Raw genomic sequence first — 15,854 nt, forward strand, 5'->3', positions numbered from 1 at the left:
GATGGCGAACCGGTGCCGCACCGTCCGGCCCGCAGCGCCGTCCCGCCGATTCGGAGACCTGCCGTGTCCAGCAAGAAGGCCCTCGTCCGCCGCCCCAGCCCGCGCCTCGCCGAGGGGCTGGTGACCCACATCGAGCGGGAGAAGGTCGACGTCGAGCTCGCGGTCCGGCAGTGGGAGGCGTACGTCGAGGCGCTGCGCACCCACGGCTGGGAGACGATCGAGGTGGATCCGGCCGACGACTGCCCCGACTCCGTCTTCGTAGAGGACACGGTTGTCATGTACCGGAACGTGGCGCTGATCACCCGGCCCGGCGCCGAGTCCCGGCGCGCGGAGACCATCGGCGTCGAGGAGGCCGTGGCCCGCCTCGGCTGCTCGGTGAACTGGATCTGGGACCCGGGCACTTTGGACGGCGGCGATGTGCTGAAGGTGGGCGACACGATCTACGTCGGCCGCGGCGGGCGCACCAACGCGGCCGGGGTGCAGCAGCTGCGGGCCGCCTTCGAGCCGCTCGGGGCGCGGGTCGTCGCCGTCCCGGTGAGCAAGGTGCTGCATCTGAAGTCGGCGGTGACCGCGCTGCCCGACGGCACCGTGGTCGGCCACATCCCCAAGGTGGACACGCCGTCGCTGTACGCGCGCTTCCTGCCCGTGCCCGAGGAGTCCGGCGGCCATGTGGTGCTGCTCGGCGGCGGCAGACTGCTGATGGCGGCGAGCGCGCCGAAGACGGCGGAGCTGCTCGGCGACCTCGGCTTCGAACCCGTCGTGGTGGAGATCAGCGAGTTCGAGAAGCTGGAGGGATGTGTGACATGCCTCTCGGTGCGGCTGCGCGAGCTGTACGCCTGACCGGCTGAGCACCCGCCCCGTGCGGCCCCGGGACCTGCGGTCCCGGGGCTGTCGCATATCCGGCCCAACTGCCCGATGACGACGGCCTGATCAGCGATCTTTACGGAGAACTTAACCTACGGCTTCGTAACCTACGGCCTCGTAGCCTACGATCCCGTAGGTTCCTGGCATCGCCCGCCGGTTCGTTCCGCCGTCCCGCTCGTCCCCCTCTGGAGTTCCCGTGACGCTCACTTCCGCCAACCTCGGCAGCCCGTCCTCCGCCTGGACCGACGCACGCCTGCTGTACGCGCTGGAGGAAGTGGTCGAAAACGAACTCAACCGGCATCTGAAGGTCGCCAAGGACTGGATGCCGCACGAGTACGTCCCCTGGAGCGACGGCCGCAACTTCCCCGGCCAGTTCGAGGACGGCGAGGCCTGGGACAAGGAGCAGTCCAAGGTCACCGACCTCGGCCGCATCGCGCTCGTGGTGAACCTGCTGACCGAGGACAACCTGCCCAGCTACCACCACGAGATCGCCTCCCTGTTCGGCCGGGACGGCGCCTGGGGCACCTGGGTGCACCGCTGGACGGCCGAGGAGGGCCGGCACGGCATCGTGATGCGCGACTACCTGCTCGCCTCGCGCGCGGTCGACCCGGACCAGCTGGAGCGGTTCCGCATGGCGCACATGAGCGAGGGCTTCGAGTCCGACAACCGCCACTCGATGCTGCACTCGGTCGCCTACGTCGCCTTCCAGGAGCTCGCCACCCGCATCTCGCACCGCAACACCGGCCACCAGTCGGGCGACCCGGTCTGCGACCGCATGCTGGCGCGCATCGCGACCGACGAGAACCTGCACATGGTCTTCTACCGCAACCTGCTCAAGGCGGCCTTCGAGATCGCCCCCGACCTCACCATGCAGGCGGTGCGGGACGTGGTGGTCGACTTCCGTATGCCCGGCCACGGGATGCCGGGCTTCGAGCGCGCGGCGGCGCAGATGGCCATCGGCGAGGTCTACAACCTGCGCATCCACCACGACGACGTGCTCCAGCCGGTGCTCCGCTTCCTGAAGATCATGGAGATCGACGGCCTCGGCCCCGAGGGGCTCAAGGCGCAGGAGGAGCTGGGCCTGTACCTGGGCGGCCTGGACGCGGAGGCCGCGAAGTTCGACGAGAAGCTCGCGGCCCGCAAGGCCCGCATGGCGACCCGCGCGGCGGGCTGAGGGCCGCAGCGGGGCGGCCGGGCGAGGTCGGCCGTGGGCGCGTCGGCCCAGGGCGCCCGTGGGCGCGTCGGCCCAGGGCGCCCGTGGGCGCGTCGGCCCAGGGCGGCCGGGACGGATCGGCCGGGGGCGGCGGGCCCGGGGAGCAGCGGCTAGCCGGACGTCCGGCGCAGCGCCAGTCGCTCCTTCTCGGACAGGCCGCCCCAGACGCCGAAGCGTTCGTCGTTGTCCATCGCGTAGCTGAGGCAGGCCGCGCGCATCTCGCACATGCCGCAGATGCGCTTGGCCTCGCGCACCGAGCTGCCGGGCTCGGGGAAGAAGAAGTCCGCTCCGGTCTGCGCGCACAGGGCCAGGGTCTGCCAGGTGGTGTCGACCGGCGTGATCGTCTCGATGTGCATGGACGAGAGCGTGCCGGGCGGCGAAAAACGTTCCATCAACGCCGGATCAACGCCCCGCCCGGCCTCGTACGACCCGCTCGGCCCCTTGGCTCCCTGCCCCTCGGCTCCCTTGGCCGCCTTGTCCCGCCTGACCGCCTTGTCCCGCCTGGCCGCCCTGTCCCGCCTGGCCGGCGCTCGGCCCGGCCGCCGGCCGACCCCGATGATTGCCCCGTCCCACCCGGCGGCGCACGGCGGCGCGCGGGAGCGGCGGGTACGGACCGGCCCCGACGGCCCCCGCGCACGACGCCCGGCGGTACTCCCGCGCGCGCCCCCGCAGCGATTGTCAGTGGGCGGTGCCAGACTCGGCAGAGCAGACAACGGGACCCTTCGAAGGAGGGCACGGATGCTCACCACCCGTTTCGTCAACGGCGCCCCCAGCTGGCTCGACGTCGCCACATCCGACATCGACGGCGCCTGCGCCTTCTACGGCGGCCTCTTCGGCTGGCAGTTCCAGTCGGCGGGGCCCGAGGCCGGCGGTTACGGCTTCTTCCAGTTGGACGGCCGCACGGTGGCCGGCGGTATGCAGACCGGAGCCGACCAGGGCCCGCCCTCCTGGAACGTGTACTTCCAGACCCCCGACGCGGAGGCCACCGCCAAGGCCGCCGAACAGGCGCACGGACGCGTGCTGGTCCCGCCCATGGACGTGATGGGCGAGGGTCACATGGCCTTCCTCGCCGACCAGGCGGGCGTGCCGTTCGGCATCTGGCAGCCGGGGCGCACCAAGGGCCTGGACCTGGCGGGCGACCCCGGCTCGCTGTGCTGGATCGAGCTCTACACGCCGGACATCGCCGCGGCCGCCGCGTTTTACCACAAGGTGCTCGGCCTGGAGACCTCGGCCGCGCCCTTCCCGGGCGGCACGTACACCTGCGTGAATCCCGCCGAGGGCGGGGAGGACGCGATGTTCGGCGGCATGGTCCCGCTCGGCGACGACCCGGCCGAGGCGCAGGCCGGCCCGCTGTGGCTGCCGTACTTCGAGGTCGCCGACGTGGACACCACGGTCGCCCGGGCCCAGGAGCTGGGCGGCACGGTGCGGGTGCCCGCCACGGAGATGGAGGGCGTCGGCCGTATGGCCCGGCTCGCCGACCCCTACGGAGCCCGCTTCGCGGTGATCAGGAGCGCCTCGCCGCAGACCTGAGACCGACGGCGCGCGGGGCGCCGGGGCACGCGAAGGCGTAACAGGTCCCGGAGAGCACGCGAGGGCGTACCGGGCTAGGCGGAGGCGCGCCGCACCAGCGTCGTGGGCAGTATCACGCTGGAGGGCACGCCTCCCACGCCCTGCCCGGCGCCGTGCCGGTCGAACCCGCGCAGCAGCAGGCGGGCCATGAGCCGGCCCATCTCCTCGATGTCCTGACGGACCGTCGTCAGCGGCGGGTCGGTCTGCTCGGCCACCGGCAGCATGTCGTCGAAGCCGACCACGGCGACGTCCTCCGGGACCCGCAGCCCCCGCTCGCGCAGGACGCGCAGGGCGCCCGAGGCGGTGAGGTCGTTGGCGGCGAACACGGCGTCCAGTCCGGGGCAGCGGTCGAGGAGTTCGCGCATGGCGCGCTCGCCGCCGGCGGGGGTGAAGTCGCTCTCCACGATCAGCCGGGGATCGACGTCGACCATGACGTCCCGGAAGCCGTCGAGCCGGTCCACCGCCGAGGTCTGGTCCAGGGCTCCGGAGATGTGCCCGATCCGGGTGCGGCCGAGGCCGACGAGATGCCGTACGGCCTCGCGGGCGCCGCCCCGGTTGTCGCTGTCGACGTACGCCACCCCGCGCGTGCCGTCGCTCCAGCCGGGCCGCCCGCCGAACACGGTGGGCACCCCGGCGCGCTGGATCAGCCCGGGCAGCGGGTCGTCCAGGTGCAGCGAGAAGACGAGCGCGCCGTCGACATGGCCCCCGGCGAGGTAGCGCCCGACCCGCGCGTGGTCGTCCCGGCCCTCGGTGAGCAGCAGTACCAGCTGTGTGTCGTGGGCGGTCAGTTCCTTGCTGATGCCGCGCAGTTGCAGGGCGAAGAAGGGGTCGGCGAAGACCCGGGTCTCCGGTTCGGCTATGACCACGGCGACGGCGTCGTGCCGTTTCGTGACCAGGCTGCGGGCCGCCTGGTTGGGCACGTACCCGAGTTCCTCCACGGCCTGCCGGACCCGCTCGGCCAGGGGCTCCCTGACTCCGTCCGAACCGTTCACCACACGGGAGACGGTCGCCCGGGACACCCCCGCCCGTGCGGCCACGGCCTCGAGCGTGGGACGCGACGCTGTCTCGGTCACTGGGCACTCCTCACCTGCGGTTGCGGATCAGGATAGCCCCGGCGGCACCGGACCGTGAGAGCGCTCTCGCCCGCGGCCGGTCAGTGCTCGTGCGGCTCGTACCCGGGGATCGTCCCGTCCGTCCTGCGTACCAGGAACAGCCCCGCCATCCCCGTGTCGGAGTGGCTCTGCACATGGCAGTGGTACATCCAGGCACTCGCCCCGACGCCCTCCCCCGCGATCACCTGGAAGCCGAAGGAGTCCGCCGGGCCCACGATCTTGTTGTCGACGACCCGGCTCGGGTCGCCCGGACCGGTGAGCAGCCCGGTGCGGTTGTCGGCCCAGCGGTGCCCGTGCAGATGGAACGTGTGGTAGTACTCGCCGTGCGTGATCATCACGAACTCGACGCGGTCGCCCACCGTGGCCTCGAAGCCGGGACCGGTGTGCGGTGGGCGGTTGTTGACGGTCATGTCGTTGAAGACGATCGTGTGCGTGGCGTCCGGCAGGACGTCACCCTTGCGGCGGACGACGAGCGGTCCGTACAGGCCCTGGCGACCGTCACCGTCTTCGCCTCCGACGCCGGGTCCGGGGTCAATACGGTCGAGTACGCCGTGGACTCGGGAACCTGGCGGCCGTACACCGCGCCGGTGATGGTGCATCAGGCAGGCAGCCACAGCGTGCGCTACCGCGGCACCTCGCTGCGGCTGCAGTGGCGCGACGACGCCCCCGGCGACGGCAACGCCAACTCCGGTGTCTTCGTGCGGTTCCCGTGGGTCCACGACCACCCCGAGGAGCCGCGGCCGGAGTGGGTCGCCATCAAGTACGGGCACGAGGGGTGCTCGACCGGCCCGACGGCGACATGTACAAGACCGGTTCGATCTACGGCTTCGACCGGGTCGGGCTCGCCGGGGCCGGCGTCACCCAGAAGGGCACGTGGAACGACCACGAGATCCGGGTGGTCGGCCGGCACTACTCGGTCCTGCGCAACGGTGTGCTGATCAACGAGTTCGACAACACCGGCGGTCAGGAGTTCTACCCGCCCCGCCCGGACGACCCGGGCACGGACGGGCGGCGGTTCGACTCCGGGTACGTCGGACTGCAGGTGCACAGCACGACGGACGTGATCTCCTACCGGAACGTCCGGATCAAGGAGCTGTAGGCGCCCGGCGGCGGCAAGCGGGGTCCGGTCGTCAGGTGGCGGCCGGGCCCTCCTTCCGTGCCCGGCTCGGCTGCACCCGTTTCGGCTCGCCCGGCATCTTCGGGTACTCGGGCGGGTAGGGCAGGTCGCCCAGGCCGTGGTCGTGCTCGTCCTTCCTGGCCAGCTCCAGCAGCGCCTCCAGGGAGAACGCGTGGTCGTCCATGTCGGCGTGCACGTCGCCGAGTTCGGCGAAGCGCGCCGGCATGGTGGCGAGGTCGAAGTCGCGGGGCCGGGCGGTGTCCACCTCGTCCCAGCGCAGGGGTGCCGAGACCGGGGCGTGCGGGTGGGGGCGCACGGAGTAGGCGGAGGCGATGGTGCGGTCCCGGGCGGTCTGGTTGTAGTCGAGGAAGACGCGGCGGCCGCGCTCCTCCTTCCACCAGGTGATGGTCACCAGCTCCGGCATCCGGCGTTCCATCTCCCGCCCCACCGCGATCGCGGCGCGCCGCACCTGGGTGAAGGTCCAGCGGGGCTCGATCGGCACGAAGACGTGCAGGCCGCGGCCGCCGGAGGTCTTGGGCCAGCCGCGCAGGCCGCCGAACTCGTCCAGCAGAGCGCGCAGTTCGTGAGAGGCCCGGACCGCGTCGGCGTAGTCGGTGCCGGGCTGCGGGTCGAGGTCGATGCGGAGCTCGTCGGGGTGCTCCACGTCGGCGCGGCGCACCGGCCAGGGGTGGAAGGTGAGCGTGCCGTACTGGGCGGCCCACACCACGGCGGCCTCCTCGGTGGGGCACATCTCGTCGGCGCTGCGGCCGCTGGGGAAGGTGATGTGGGCGGTGGGGATCCAGTCGGGCATGCCCTTGGGGGCGCGCTTCTGGTAGAACCACTCGCCCCCTACGCCGTCCGGGTAGCGCTCGAGGGTGGTGGGCCGGCAGCGCAGGGCGCGCAGGATGCCCGGGGCGACCGCCGCGTAGTACCGGGCGACGTCCAGCTTGGTGAAGCCGCGCTCCGGGAAGAACAGCTTGCCCGGGCTGGACAGCCGCACCGTCCGGCCGGCCACCTGGAGTTCGACCGCATCGCCCATGCGAGTCACGGTAGGCCCGGCGCGCACGCCTCGCACATCGGACGGACCGGGGCGGACGGGCCGCGACCGAAAGGCGCCGCCGGGCCGCGCGGCGCCCACTCCCCTCGGCCGCGACCACGAGGCGCGTCGACCCGGCGGCCGCGAAGTCCCCTCGGCCGCGGCCGCGAGGTCCGGCCGGACCGCCGGGCCGCGCCTCGCGAAGTCCTTTCGGCCGCGACCGCGAGGTCCGCCGGGCCGCCGGCTGAGTCCGAGAGAGCCGGCCCGCCCGGCGGGAAGGTCCGGAGGGAGCCTGCCGGACCCGCGGCCGCGACCGAAAGGCGCCCGCCGGCACCGCTGGGTGCGGTGCCGGCAGGCGGGGAGTGGGTCAGCGGCGGACGTCGTGGCCGCGGCGGTCCCCGTCGTGGTGACGGCGGTCGCCGTCGTGACCGCGGCGGTCGCGGTCGCCGCCCCAGGAGACGGAGTCGACGAAGCGGCCGCGGTCGGTGCGCAGGGTCACCGTGTCGGAGTGCCGGTCCCAGACGGAGCGGAAGCGGTCCTGGTAGACGTCGGTGCCGGTGTCCCGGCCGAAGCCGGTGTGCACGCGGACGGTGGCGCGGCCGTAGAGACGGTAGTGGTGGAAGGTGTAGGTGTGGCCGTCCTCGTCGGCGAGCGTCCAGCCGTCGAGGTTGACGGCGCGCCGCGTGGTGTTGGTGACCTCCACCCACTCCTTGTTCAGAGCGCGGCCGGAGCGGTCGTAACGGCCGTCACGGTCCTGGGAGGCGTGGTGAACCGCGCTGATCTCCACGCCCGGCCCGTGCGGCCGGAAGTGGTCGGCCGCGGAGGCCGGCAGCGCCACCGCCCCGGTCAGGGCCGCGGCGGTGAGAGCGGTGGCGGCCAGACGGCGGGCGGTAACAGTCGTGGACATGGTCACAGGTCCCCCTGCTGGGTTCGAGCACCCCCGCCACGGGGCCGTGGCCGGCGCGGGCGGGGTGGTGCGAGGTGGGGTGGGCGGCCGGTCGGCCGCACACGCACACTGTGGCGCCCCCGGCGCGGCGGTTTGAGCCTTCCACGAGCGGTGTTACGAATTGCCCATATTCACGTGACTCTTGACTGTAGCTTCCATTTATCCTCCGAACTCTTCACGCCACCCCGGCCTGCCGGATCGTTCCGCTTGTGCCGCTTGTCCCTTGATGCCCCTTCGCCCTGTCACGCCACCCCATGCCCGCCCGGTCCGTCACCCGAAAGTGAGTAACAGCCGTCCACGGCTGGTCGACCACCGTCCACCGCGGCCCGCTCGACGGGCGGCCGCCCGGGGCGGCTCCTAGAGTCGGAGCATGGATCTGCCGGTGATGCCGCCCGTGAAGCCGATGCTCGCCAAGCCGGTGGCGGCAATCCCGCCGGACATGCAGTACGAGGCCAAGTGGGACGGGTTCCGGGCCATCGTGTTCCGCGACGGGGACGAGGTCGAGCTCGGCAGCCGAACCGGCAAGCCGCTGACCAGGTACTTCCCCGAGCTGGTGGTGGCCCTGAAGGAGCGGGTGCCCGAGCGCTGCGTGCTCGACGGGGAGATCGTGATCGCGCGGGAGGGCCGGCTCGACTTCGACGCGCTGACCGAACGGATCCACCCCGCGGATTCCCGGGTGCGGATGCTGGCCGAGCGCACCCCGGCGTCGTTCGTGGCCTTCGACCTGCTGGCGCTGGACGGCGAGTCGCTGCTGGACGTGCCCCTGTCCGACCGGCGGGCGCTGCTGGTCGGGGCGCTGGCCGGTGCCACGGCTCCGGTACATGTGGCCCCGGCGACCACCGACATCGAGGTCGCGCGGCAGTGGTTCGAGCAGTACGAGGGCGCGGGGCTCGACGGAGTCGTCGCCAAGCCGCTCGGTCTGCGCTACCTCCAGGACCAGCGCGCCATGTTCAAGGTGAAGCACGAGCGCACGGCCGATGTCGTCGTCGCCGGCTACCGCCACCACAAGAGCGGCCCCGTCGTCGGCTCACTGCTCCTCGGCCTGTACGACGACGGGGGCCGCCTCCAGCACGTGGGCGTGTCGGCCGCCTTCCCGATGAAGCGGCGCGCGGAGCTGGTGACGGAGCTGGAGCCGCTGCGCATGGACGACGTGACCGGGCATCCGTGGGCGGCCTGGTCCGACGAGGCGGCCCACGCCGCGAACCGGCTGCCCGGTGCGCCCAGCCGCTGGTCGGGCAAGAAGGACCTGTCCTGGGTGCCGCTGCGCCCGGAGCGGGTGGCGGAGGTGGCGTACGACCACATGGAGAACGGGGAGCGCTTCCGGCACACGGCCCGCTTCCGCCGCTGGCGCCCGGACCGCACCCCCCGGAGCTGCACCTACGCGCAGCTGGAGGAGCCGGTCCGGTACGACCTCACGGAGATCCTGGGGTCACCGGCCTGACGCGCTCCGGGCCCCTCACGGCGTCAGCCCCTCACGGCGTCATCAGCACCTTGATGGCGCCGTCCTCCTTGTGCTGGAACATCTCGTACGCGCGCGGCGCGTCCGTCAGCGGCACCCGGTGGGTGGCGAAGTCGTCGACGCCGAGCGGGTCCTCATCCGTCAGGTACGGCAGGATGTCGTCGCTCCAGTGGCGCACGTTGGCCTGGCCCATGCGCATCTGGATCTGCTTGTCGAAGAGGGTGAGCAGGGGCATCGGGTCGGCCGTGCCGCCGTACACGCCGGAGATCGAGATGGTGCCGCCGCGGCGCACCAGGTCGATGGCGGTGTGGAGGGCGCCGAGGCGGTCCACGCTGAAGCGTTCCGCGAGCGGGCCGCTCAGGACGCGCGGCATCACCGCGGCGGTCTGCTGCATGAGACGGGCGGCGACACTGCCGTGCGCCTCGGTCCCGACCGCGTCGATCACGGCGTCGGGACCGCGCCCGTCGGTCTCGTCGTGGATCGCCGCGACCAGTTCCTTCTCGTGGTCGAAGTCCCGCAGGTCGTACGTCCGCACCCCGCGCCGGCGCGCCCGGGCCAGCCGCTCGGGCACCAGGTCCACGCCGAACACCTCCGCCGCGCCGCGCGCCAGGGCGATCCGGCAGGCCATGTCCCCGATCGGTCCGAGGCCCAGGACGGCCACGCTGCCGCCGCGCGGCACATCGGCGTAGGCCACCGCCTGCCACGCGGTGGGCAGCACGTCGGAGAGGTAGACGAAGCGGTCGTCGGCCGGGCCCTCGGGGATCTTCATCGGGCCGTAGTGGGCCTGCGGGACGCGCAGGTACTCGGCCTGGGCGCCCGGCACGGCGCCGTACAGGCGGGTGTAGCCGAACAGGGCGGCACCCATGCCCTCGCTGGCGACCTGGGTGGTCTCGCACTGCGTCTGCAGGCCCGAGGAGCACATGAAGCAGTGACCGCAGGAGATCTGGAACGGAACCACCACCCGGTCGCCGGGCTTGAGGTTCGGCACCTCCGGGCCCACCTCCTCGACGATGCCCATCGGCTCGTGGCCGAGGATGTCGCCGGGGGTCATGAACGGGGTGAGCACCTCGTACAAGTGGAGATCGGAGCCGCACAGGCCGGTGGAGGTGATGCGGATGACCGCGTCCGTCGGCTCCTCGATCCTCGGATCGGGCACGTCCTCGACCCGGACGTCCCGCCTGCCCTGCCAGGTCACAGCCTTCATCGCCTCGTGCTCCCTCCGTGACGTCTGCGGACGGCCCGGGTACCCGGCCCGCATCCGCCGAACCGCCCCGTCCGGTCCGGCCGGGCCGCGGGACGGGCGGGATCGGGGCCGAACGGGTCTGGGCAGCGGCGGCCCGGCGGGCCGACAATCGGTGTACGGGAACGGGGGCGTGAACGTGGACGAGGGACGAAGAGCGCGCGCACGGCGCGCGAGGACGACCGCGGTCCTGCTGGCCGCCGTGGCGGCGGCCGCCCTGGCCGCGGGCTGCACGTCCGGGCGCGAGTCCGGCGGGGACGGGCGGGGACGGCCGACGGAGTCGGCGGGCCGCGCCGGGCCGGTGCTGGCCGTCAAGATCGACAATGTGCCGCCGGCCCGGCCGCAGACCGGTCTGGAGGCCGCGGACGTCGTGTACACGGAGCAGGTGGAGGGCGGGCTCAGCCGGCTGATGGCCGTGTACGCCACCCGGCTGCCCCCGGTGGTGGGACCGGTGCGCAGCGCGCGCGAGTCCGATCTGGAGCTGCTGCGTCAGTTCGACCGGCCGACCCTCGCGTTCTCCGGGGCCCAGCGCAAGCTGCTGCCGCTGATCGACGCGGCCCCGCTGTCGGCCCGGCCGCCCGACGACACGCCCGGCGCCTACTTCCGGGAGACCGGCAGGCCGGCCCCCCACAACCTCTACCTGCGCCCGCGCCGGCTGCTCGGCTCGCCACCCGGGGCGGCTGCGCTGACCACCGGTTTCCGTTACGGTCCGGCTCCCGCCGGCGGCCGGCCGGAGACCTCCCGCACCGTGCGCTACCCGGCGGCCCGGTTCACCTTCGCCTGGTCCGCGACCCGGCACGGCTGGCAGGTGGCGATGGACGGCCGGCCCACGGTCACGGCCGACGGGAAGCCGGTCACGCCCGCGACGGTCGTGGTGCAGTACGTCAAGGTGCGCGCGTCCCGGCTGCACGACGTGCTCGGCAGCCGCACCCCGTACACCGAGACCGTGGGGTCGGGCAAGGCGGAGGTGCTGCGCGACGGACGGGTCTTCGACGTCACCTGGAAGCGCCCCCAGGCGGCGGGCGGCACGCGGTTCACGGCCGCCGGCGGCGCGCCGGTGGACTTCGCGCGGGGTCAGGTGTGGGTCGTCCTGACCGACGCCCCGTGACGACGCCCCGTGACCGGCGCCCCGTGACCGGCGTCGTGACCGGGGCGGGAGGGCGGGCTTCGGCCGGGCCCGGCGCCACGCCCTGATCAGGGCTGGGCGGCGACGGTTCCCGCCGGGTTGCGCAGGCCCTCGGCGGCATCCGCGACACGCCGGATGAGGTCGAAGAACAGGGTCTGCTCCTCGGCGCTGAGCGGGGCCAGGAAGACCTGGTTCATCCGGGCGGTGCGCACGGTGAGCTTCCGGTGGGTGCGCTCGCCCTCCGCGGTCGGGCGCAGCAGCGACCGGCGCCCGTCCTGCGGGTCGCGGACCTTGTCGAGGAGCCCTCGGCGGGTGAGCCGGCTGATGACCTCGGCGATGGTGGACCGGTCGAGGCCGACCCGCTCCCCCACCGTGCGCTGGTCGAGCCCCGGCTCCGCGACGAGCGTGTTCAGGACCGCGAACTGGGGCGAGGTGATCTCCTCGGAGACCATCGTGTTCCACAGCAGGTAGTGCGCCTGCTGGAGCCGCCGGGCCAGGTGCCCGGGGTGCGTCGTCAGGTCCACCGCGCCCATGTGCGCTCCTTGCGTCGGTCGGTCGTCGCGCCCGAGGAATTACGTAAGTGCACTGAACGATACAGCGCCCGCCCCACCCCCGCCCCGCCGTCGTCCCACCATCCGATCGGTCTCTTGCTGGGGTCTTGACGGCTCTCGCGCCTGATGGCAGCGTGAGGGAAGCTTCGCGGAAATACTCAGTGCCCTGACTAATTCGGGTGCTGGACGCTCGGAAGGGATGGGACTTCTCCGATGGACAAGGTGGTCGCCACGGCCCTGGAGGCGGTGGCCGACGTGCCGGACGGCGCGTCGCTGGCGGTGGGCGGTTTCGGGCTGAGCGGCGTGCCGAACGTACTGATCCAGGCCCTGTACGAGCGCGGCGTCGGCTCGCTGAGCGTCGTCTCGAACAACTGCGGGGCGATGGAGTCCGGGCTCGCCGTGCTGCTGTCGGCCGGGCGGATCGCCCGGGTGACCGGCTCCTACATCGGGGCCAACAAGGAGTTCGCCCGCCAGTACCTGGGCGGCGAGCTGGAGGTGGAGATGATCCCCCAGGGGACGCTGGCCGAGCGGCTGCGCGCCGGCGGCGCCGGCATCCCCGCCTTCTACACCCCGGCGGGCGTGGGCACCCAGGTCGCCGACGGCGGGCTGCCCTGGCGCTACGACGGGCAGGGCGGGGTCGCCCTGGCCTCGCCGCCGAAGGAGGTCCGCGAGTTCGAGGGCGGGCAGTACGTGCTGGAGCTCGGCATCCGCACCGACTTCGCGCTGGTCCGCGCGGCCCGGGGCGACCGGCACGGCAACCTGGTGTTCAGCAAGTCCTCCCGCAACTTCAACCCGCTCGCCGCGACGGCCGGCCGGGTGACGATCGCCGAGGTCGAGGAACTCGTCGAGCCGGGCGACCTCGACCCGGACGCGGTGCACCTGCCGGGGATCTTCGTCCAGCGGGTGGTGGCACTGACGCCGGAGCAGGCCGCCGACAAGCGGATCGAGAAGCGGACGGTGTCCGCTCCTTCGGCACCAGCGGCGGTGAACGGCTGATGGCCTGGACGCGGGAGGAGATGGCCGCCCGTGCCGCGCGGGAGCTGACCGACGGCAGTTACGTCAATCTCGGCATCGGTCTGCCCACGCTGATCCCCAACTACCTGCCCGAGGGGGTGGAGGTGGTCCTGGAGTCGGAGAACGGCATCCTCGGCACCGGCCCCTATCCCACCGAGGAGCAGGTCGACCCCGACCTGATCAACGCGGGCAAGGAGACCGTCACCGTCCTGCCGGGCGCCTCCTTCTTCGACTCCGCGCTGTCCTTCTCGATGATCCGCGGCGGCCACATCGACATTGCCGTACTCGGTGCCATGCAGGTGTCGGAGCACGGCGACCTGGCCAATTGGGCCGTCCCCGGCAAGATGATCACCGGGATCGGCGGGGCCATGGACCTCGTCCACGGCGCCCGTACGGTCGTCGTGGTCATGACGCACACCGCCAAGGACGGCTCGGCGAAGATCCTCCAGCAGTGCACGCTGCCGCTGACCGGCAGGGCGTGCGTGAACCGGATCATCACCGATCTGGGCGTCCTCGACGTCACCGGCGACGGACTCGTCCTCGTCGAGACCGCGCCCGGCGTGACCGTCGACGAGATCGTCGCCAGGACCGACGCCAAGCTCACCGTCGCGGAGGGACTCGTATGAAGACCGTCTACCTCGTCGACGCCGTACGCACCCCGATCGGGCGTTACAACGGCGGCCTGGCGGGCGTGCGCCCGGACGACCTGGCCGCCCACGTCCTGCGCGAACTGCTCGCCCGTACGCCCGCGCTGGACCCGTCCCGCATCGACGACGTCTACCTCGGCAACGCCAACGGCGCCGGCGAGGAGAACCGCAACGTCGCCCGCATGGCCGCCCTGCTGGCCGGGCTCCCGACCTCCGTGCCCGGCGTGACGGTCAACCGGCTGTGCGCCTCCGGGCTGGAGGCCGTGATCCAGGCGGCCCGCGCCATCGCCGTCGGGGACGCCTCCGTCGCGGTCGCGGGCGGGGTGGAGTCGATGACCCGCGCCCCCTACGTGCTGCCCAAGAGCGACCGGCCCTTCCCGGCCGGACACGCCGAGCTGCACTCGACCACGCTCGGCTGGCGCATGGTCAACCCGGCGATGGACCCGCAGTGGACCGTCCCGCTCGGCGAGTCCGCCGAACTCGTCGCCGACAAGCACAAGATCACCCGAGAGCAGCAGGACGAGTTCGCCCTCGCCTCCCACCGCAAGGCGGCCAGGGCACAGGCCGGGGGACTGTTCGACGCCGAACTCGCGCCCGTGGCCGTCCCCCGCCGCAAGGGCGACCCCGTCGTCCTCGCCGCCGACGAGTGCGTACGTCAGGACGCGTCCCTGGAGGCGATGGCCAGGTTGAAGCCGTCCTTCCGCACCGAGCACGGCACGGTGACCGCGGGCAACGCCTCCCCGCTGAACGACGGCGCCGCCGCCCTGCTGCTGACCGACGAGGAGGGACTGCGGGCCCTCGGCCGCGAGCCGCTCGCCCGGGTGAGCGCGACCGGCGTGTCCGCGACCGACCCGCAGTACTTCGGACTCGCCCCCGTCGAGGCCACCCGGCGCGCCCTCGCCAGGGCCGGCCGGACCTTCGCCGACCTCGACGTCCTCGAACTCAACGAGGCCTTCGCCGCCCAGGTGCTGGGCTGCCTCGCCGAGTGGCCCGGGTTCGACCCCGCGGTACTCAACCCGCAGGGCGGCGCCATCGCCCTCGGCCATCCGCTCGGCGCCTCCGGTGCCCGCCTCGCGGGCACGGTCGCCCACCAGCTCGCCCGCAAGGGCTCCGGGGTGGGCGTCGCCACCCTCTGCATAGGCGTGGGCCAGGGCCTCGCCCTCGTCCTCGAACGCTAGGAAGACCCATGGCTCTCACCCAGCACGACATCGACCAGGAGATCGCGGCCGAGCACGCCGCGTACGAGAAGCGCGTCGCCGACGGCTCCCCCGTCGAGCACCACCCGCGCCGTGACTACGCGCCCTACCGCTCCTCCGTGCTGCGCCACCCCCGGCAGCCGCCGGTCGCCATCGACGTCGCCCAGGACCCGGAGCTGGTGGAGCTGTCCTCCCCGGCCTTCGGCGAGCGCGACCTCACCGAGATCGACAACGATCTGACCCGGCAGCACACCGGGGAGCCGATCGGCGAGCGGATCACCGTCTCCGGCCGGCTGCTGGACCGCGACGGGCGCCCGGTCCGCGGCCAGCTCGTCGAGATCTGGCAGGCCAACTCGGCCGGCCGCTACGCGCACCGGCGCGAGCAGCACGACGCCCCGCTCGACCCCAACTTCACCGGCGTCGGCCGCACCCTGACGGACGACGACGGCCGCTACCGCTTCACCACCGTCCAGCCGGGCCCGTACCCGTGGCGCAACCACGTCAACGCCTGGCGTCCGGCGCACATCCACTTCTCGCTCTTCGGGTCGGCGTTCGCCCAGCGGCTGGTGACGCAGATGTACTTCCCGAACGACCCGCTCTTCCCCCACGACCCGATCCTGCAGTCGGTGACGGACGACGCCGCCCGGCAGCGGCTGGTCGCCACCTACGACCACGGCCTGTCGGTGCCGGAGTTCTCGCTCGGCTACCACTGGGACATCGTGCTGGACGGCCCGCACGCCACCTGGATCGAAGAAGGACGCTGA

At 72.9% G+C, this 15,854-nt stretch carries 15 protein-coding genes and 2 pseudogenes; 10 read left to right on the forward strand and 7 right to left on the reverse strand.

The window, feature by feature from the left end:
- Positions 1–63: 63 nt before the first annotated feature.
- Positions 64–840 (forward strand): dimethylargininase, encoded by a 777-nt coding sequence (gene ddaH, locus ACIQ9G_RS14905; RefSeq protein ID WP_403608909.1) that lies wholly within the window; start codon positions 64–66, stop codon positions 838–840.
- A 220-nt stretch (positions 841–1,060) separates the two neighbouring features.
- Positions 1,061–2,038 carry an acyl-ACP desaturase gene (locus tag ACIQ9G_RS14910; protein ID WP_403608910.1) on the forward strand — a complete coding sequence of 326 codons (978 nt, stop codon included), beginning with the start codon at positions 1,061–1,063 and terminating at the stop codon, positions 2,036–2,038.
- A 149-nt stretch (positions 2,039–2,187) separates the two neighbouring features.
- Here ACIQ9G_RS14910 and ACIQ9G_RS14915 read toward each other — a convergent pair whose 3' ends face one another.
- A complete protein-coding gene (locus tag ACIQ9G_RS14915; protein WP_403608911.1) occupies positions 2,188–2,433 on the reverse strand; it encodes a WhiB family transcriptional regulator in 246 nt (81 codons plus the stop codon).
- Positions 2,434–2,815: 382 nt separating this feature from the next.
- On the opposite strand from ACIQ9G_RS14915, the gene ACIQ9G_RS14920 reads away from it, so the two are divergent.
- Positions 2,816–3,607 (forward strand): VOC family protein, encoded by a 792-nt coding sequence (locus tag ACIQ9G_RS14920; RefSeq protein ID WP_403608912.1) that lies wholly within the window; start codon positions 2,816–2,818, stop codon positions 3,605–3,607.
- 74 nt (positions 3,608–3,681) lie between these two features.
- Here the strand turns inward: ACIQ9G_RS14920 and ACIQ9G_RS14925 are convergent, their stop codons facing one another.
- Together ACIQ9G_RS14925 and ACIQ9G_RS14930 are read right to left on the reverse strand one after the other, a co-directional pair.
- Positions 3,682–4,719 carry a LacI family DNA-binding transcriptional regulator gene (locus ACIQ9G_RS14925; protein ID WP_403608914.1) on the reverse strand — a complete coding sequence of 346 codons (1,038 nt, stop codon included), beginning with the start codon at positions 4,717–4,719 and terminating at the stop codon, positions 3,682–3,684.
- An 80-nt stretch (positions 4,720–4,799) separates the two neighbouring features.
- Positions 4,800–5,276 (reverse strand): annotated as a pseudogene (locus ACIQ9G_RS14930) (multicopper oxidase domain-containing protein); the annotation flags it as partial.
- A 33-nt stretch (positions 5,277–5,309) separates the two neighbouring features.
- Between ACIQ9G_RS14930 and ACIQ9G_RS14935 the strand changes: the two are divergent.
- Positions 5,310–5,857 (forward strand): annotated as a pseudogene (locus tag ACIQ9G_RS14935) (DUF1080 domain-containing protein).
- 31 nt (positions 5,858–5,888) lie between these two features.
- Here ACIQ9G_RS14935 and ligD read toward each other — a convergent pair.
- Positions 5,889–6,914 carry a non-homologous end-joining DNA ligase gene (ligD, locus tag ACIQ9G_RS14940; RefSeq protein ID WP_403608915.1) on the reverse strand — a complete coding sequence of 342 codons (1,026 nt, stop codon included), beginning with the start codon at positions 6,912–6,914 and terminating at the stop codon, positions 5,889–5,891.
- Positions 6,915–7,278: 364 nt separating this feature from the next.
- A complete protein-coding gene (locus ACIQ9G_RS14945; protein WP_403608916.1) occupies positions 7,279–7,818 on the reverse strand; it encodes a lamin tail domain-containing protein in 540 nt (179 codons plus the stop codon).
- 409 nt (positions 7,819–8,227) lie between these two features.
- Here ACIQ9G_RS14945 and ACIQ9G_RS14950 point away from each other — a divergent pair, with 409 nt between their 5' ends.
- Positions 8,228–9,298, forward strand: a complete 1,071-nt coding sequence (locus tag ACIQ9G_RS14950; protein WP_403608917.1) for an ATP-dependent DNA ligase — start codon at positions 8,228–8,230, stop codon at positions 9,296–9,298.
- Positions 9,299–9,329: 31 nt separating this feature from the next.
- Here ACIQ9G_RS14950 and ACIQ9G_RS14955 read toward each other — a convergent pair whose 3' ends face one another.
- Positions 9,330–10,520, reverse strand: coding sequence for a zinc-dependent alcohol dehydrogenase (locus tag ACIQ9G_RS14955; protein ID WP_403608918.1), 1,191 nt, complete (start codon positions 10,518–10,520; stop codon positions 9,330–9,332).
- A 175-nt stretch (positions 10,521–10,695) separates the two neighbouring features.
- Here ACIQ9G_RS14955 and ACIQ9G_RS14960 point away from each other — a divergent pair, with 175 nt between their 5' ends.
- The gene (locus ACIQ9G_RS14960; RefSeq protein WP_403610011.1) at positions 10,696–11,664 is read left to right on the forward strand and encodes a DUF3048 domain-containing protein; all 969 of its coding nucleotides are present in this window, start codon (positions 10,696–10,698) and stop codon (positions 11,662–11,664) included.
- Between the two features lie 86 nt (positions 11,665–11,750).
- Here ACIQ9G_RS14960 and ACIQ9G_RS14965 read toward each other — a convergent pair whose 3' ends face one another.
- Positions 11,751–12,215: a MarR family winged helix-turn-helix transcriptional regulator gene (locus ACIQ9G_RS14965; protein WP_403608919.1), complete on the reverse strand. Its 465-nt coding sequence runs from the start codon at positions 12,213–12,215 to the stop codon at positions 11,751–11,753.
- 231 nt (positions 12,216–12,446) lie between these two features.
- Between ACIQ9G_RS14965 and ACIQ9G_RS14970 the strand changes: the two genes are divergently transcribed.
- From ACIQ9G_RS14970 to pcaH, 4 genes are read left to right on the forward strand one after another with little or no spacing between them, the layout of a single operon-like run.
- A complete protein-coding gene (locus ACIQ9G_RS14970) occupies positions 12,447–13,229 on the forward strand; it encodes a CoA transferase subunit A (protein ID WP_403608920.1) in 783 nt (260 codons plus the stop codon).
- Entirely contained in the window at positions 13,229–13,873 is a 645-nt protein-coding gene (locus ACIQ9G_RS14975) for a CoA transferase subunit B (RefSeq protein ID WP_403608921.1), read from the forward strand. The genes ACIQ9G_RS14970 and ACIQ9G_RS14975 overlap by 1 nt, the downstream gene beginning before the upstream one ends.
- A complete protein-coding gene (locus tag ACIQ9G_RS14980) occupies positions 13,870–15,072 on the forward strand; it encodes a thiolase family protein (protein ID WP_403608923.1) in 1,203 nt (400 codons plus the stop codon). Before ACIQ9G_RS14975 ends, ACIQ9G_RS14980 begins: the two co-directional genes overlap by 4 nt.
- A gap of 8 nt (positions 15,073–15,080) precedes the next feature.
- Positions 15,081–15,854 (forward strand): protocatechuate 3,4-dioxygenase subunit beta, encoded by a 774-nt coding sequence (gene pcaH, locus ACIQ9G_RS14985; protein ID WP_403608924.1) that lies wholly within the window; start codon positions 15,081–15,083, stop codon positions 15,852–15,854.

The sequence above is a fragment of the Streptomyces sp. NPDC096152 genome, from assembly GCF_044763235.1.
Lineage (GTDB): Bacteria > Actinomycetota > Actinomycetes > Streptomycetales > Streptomycetaceae > Streptomyces.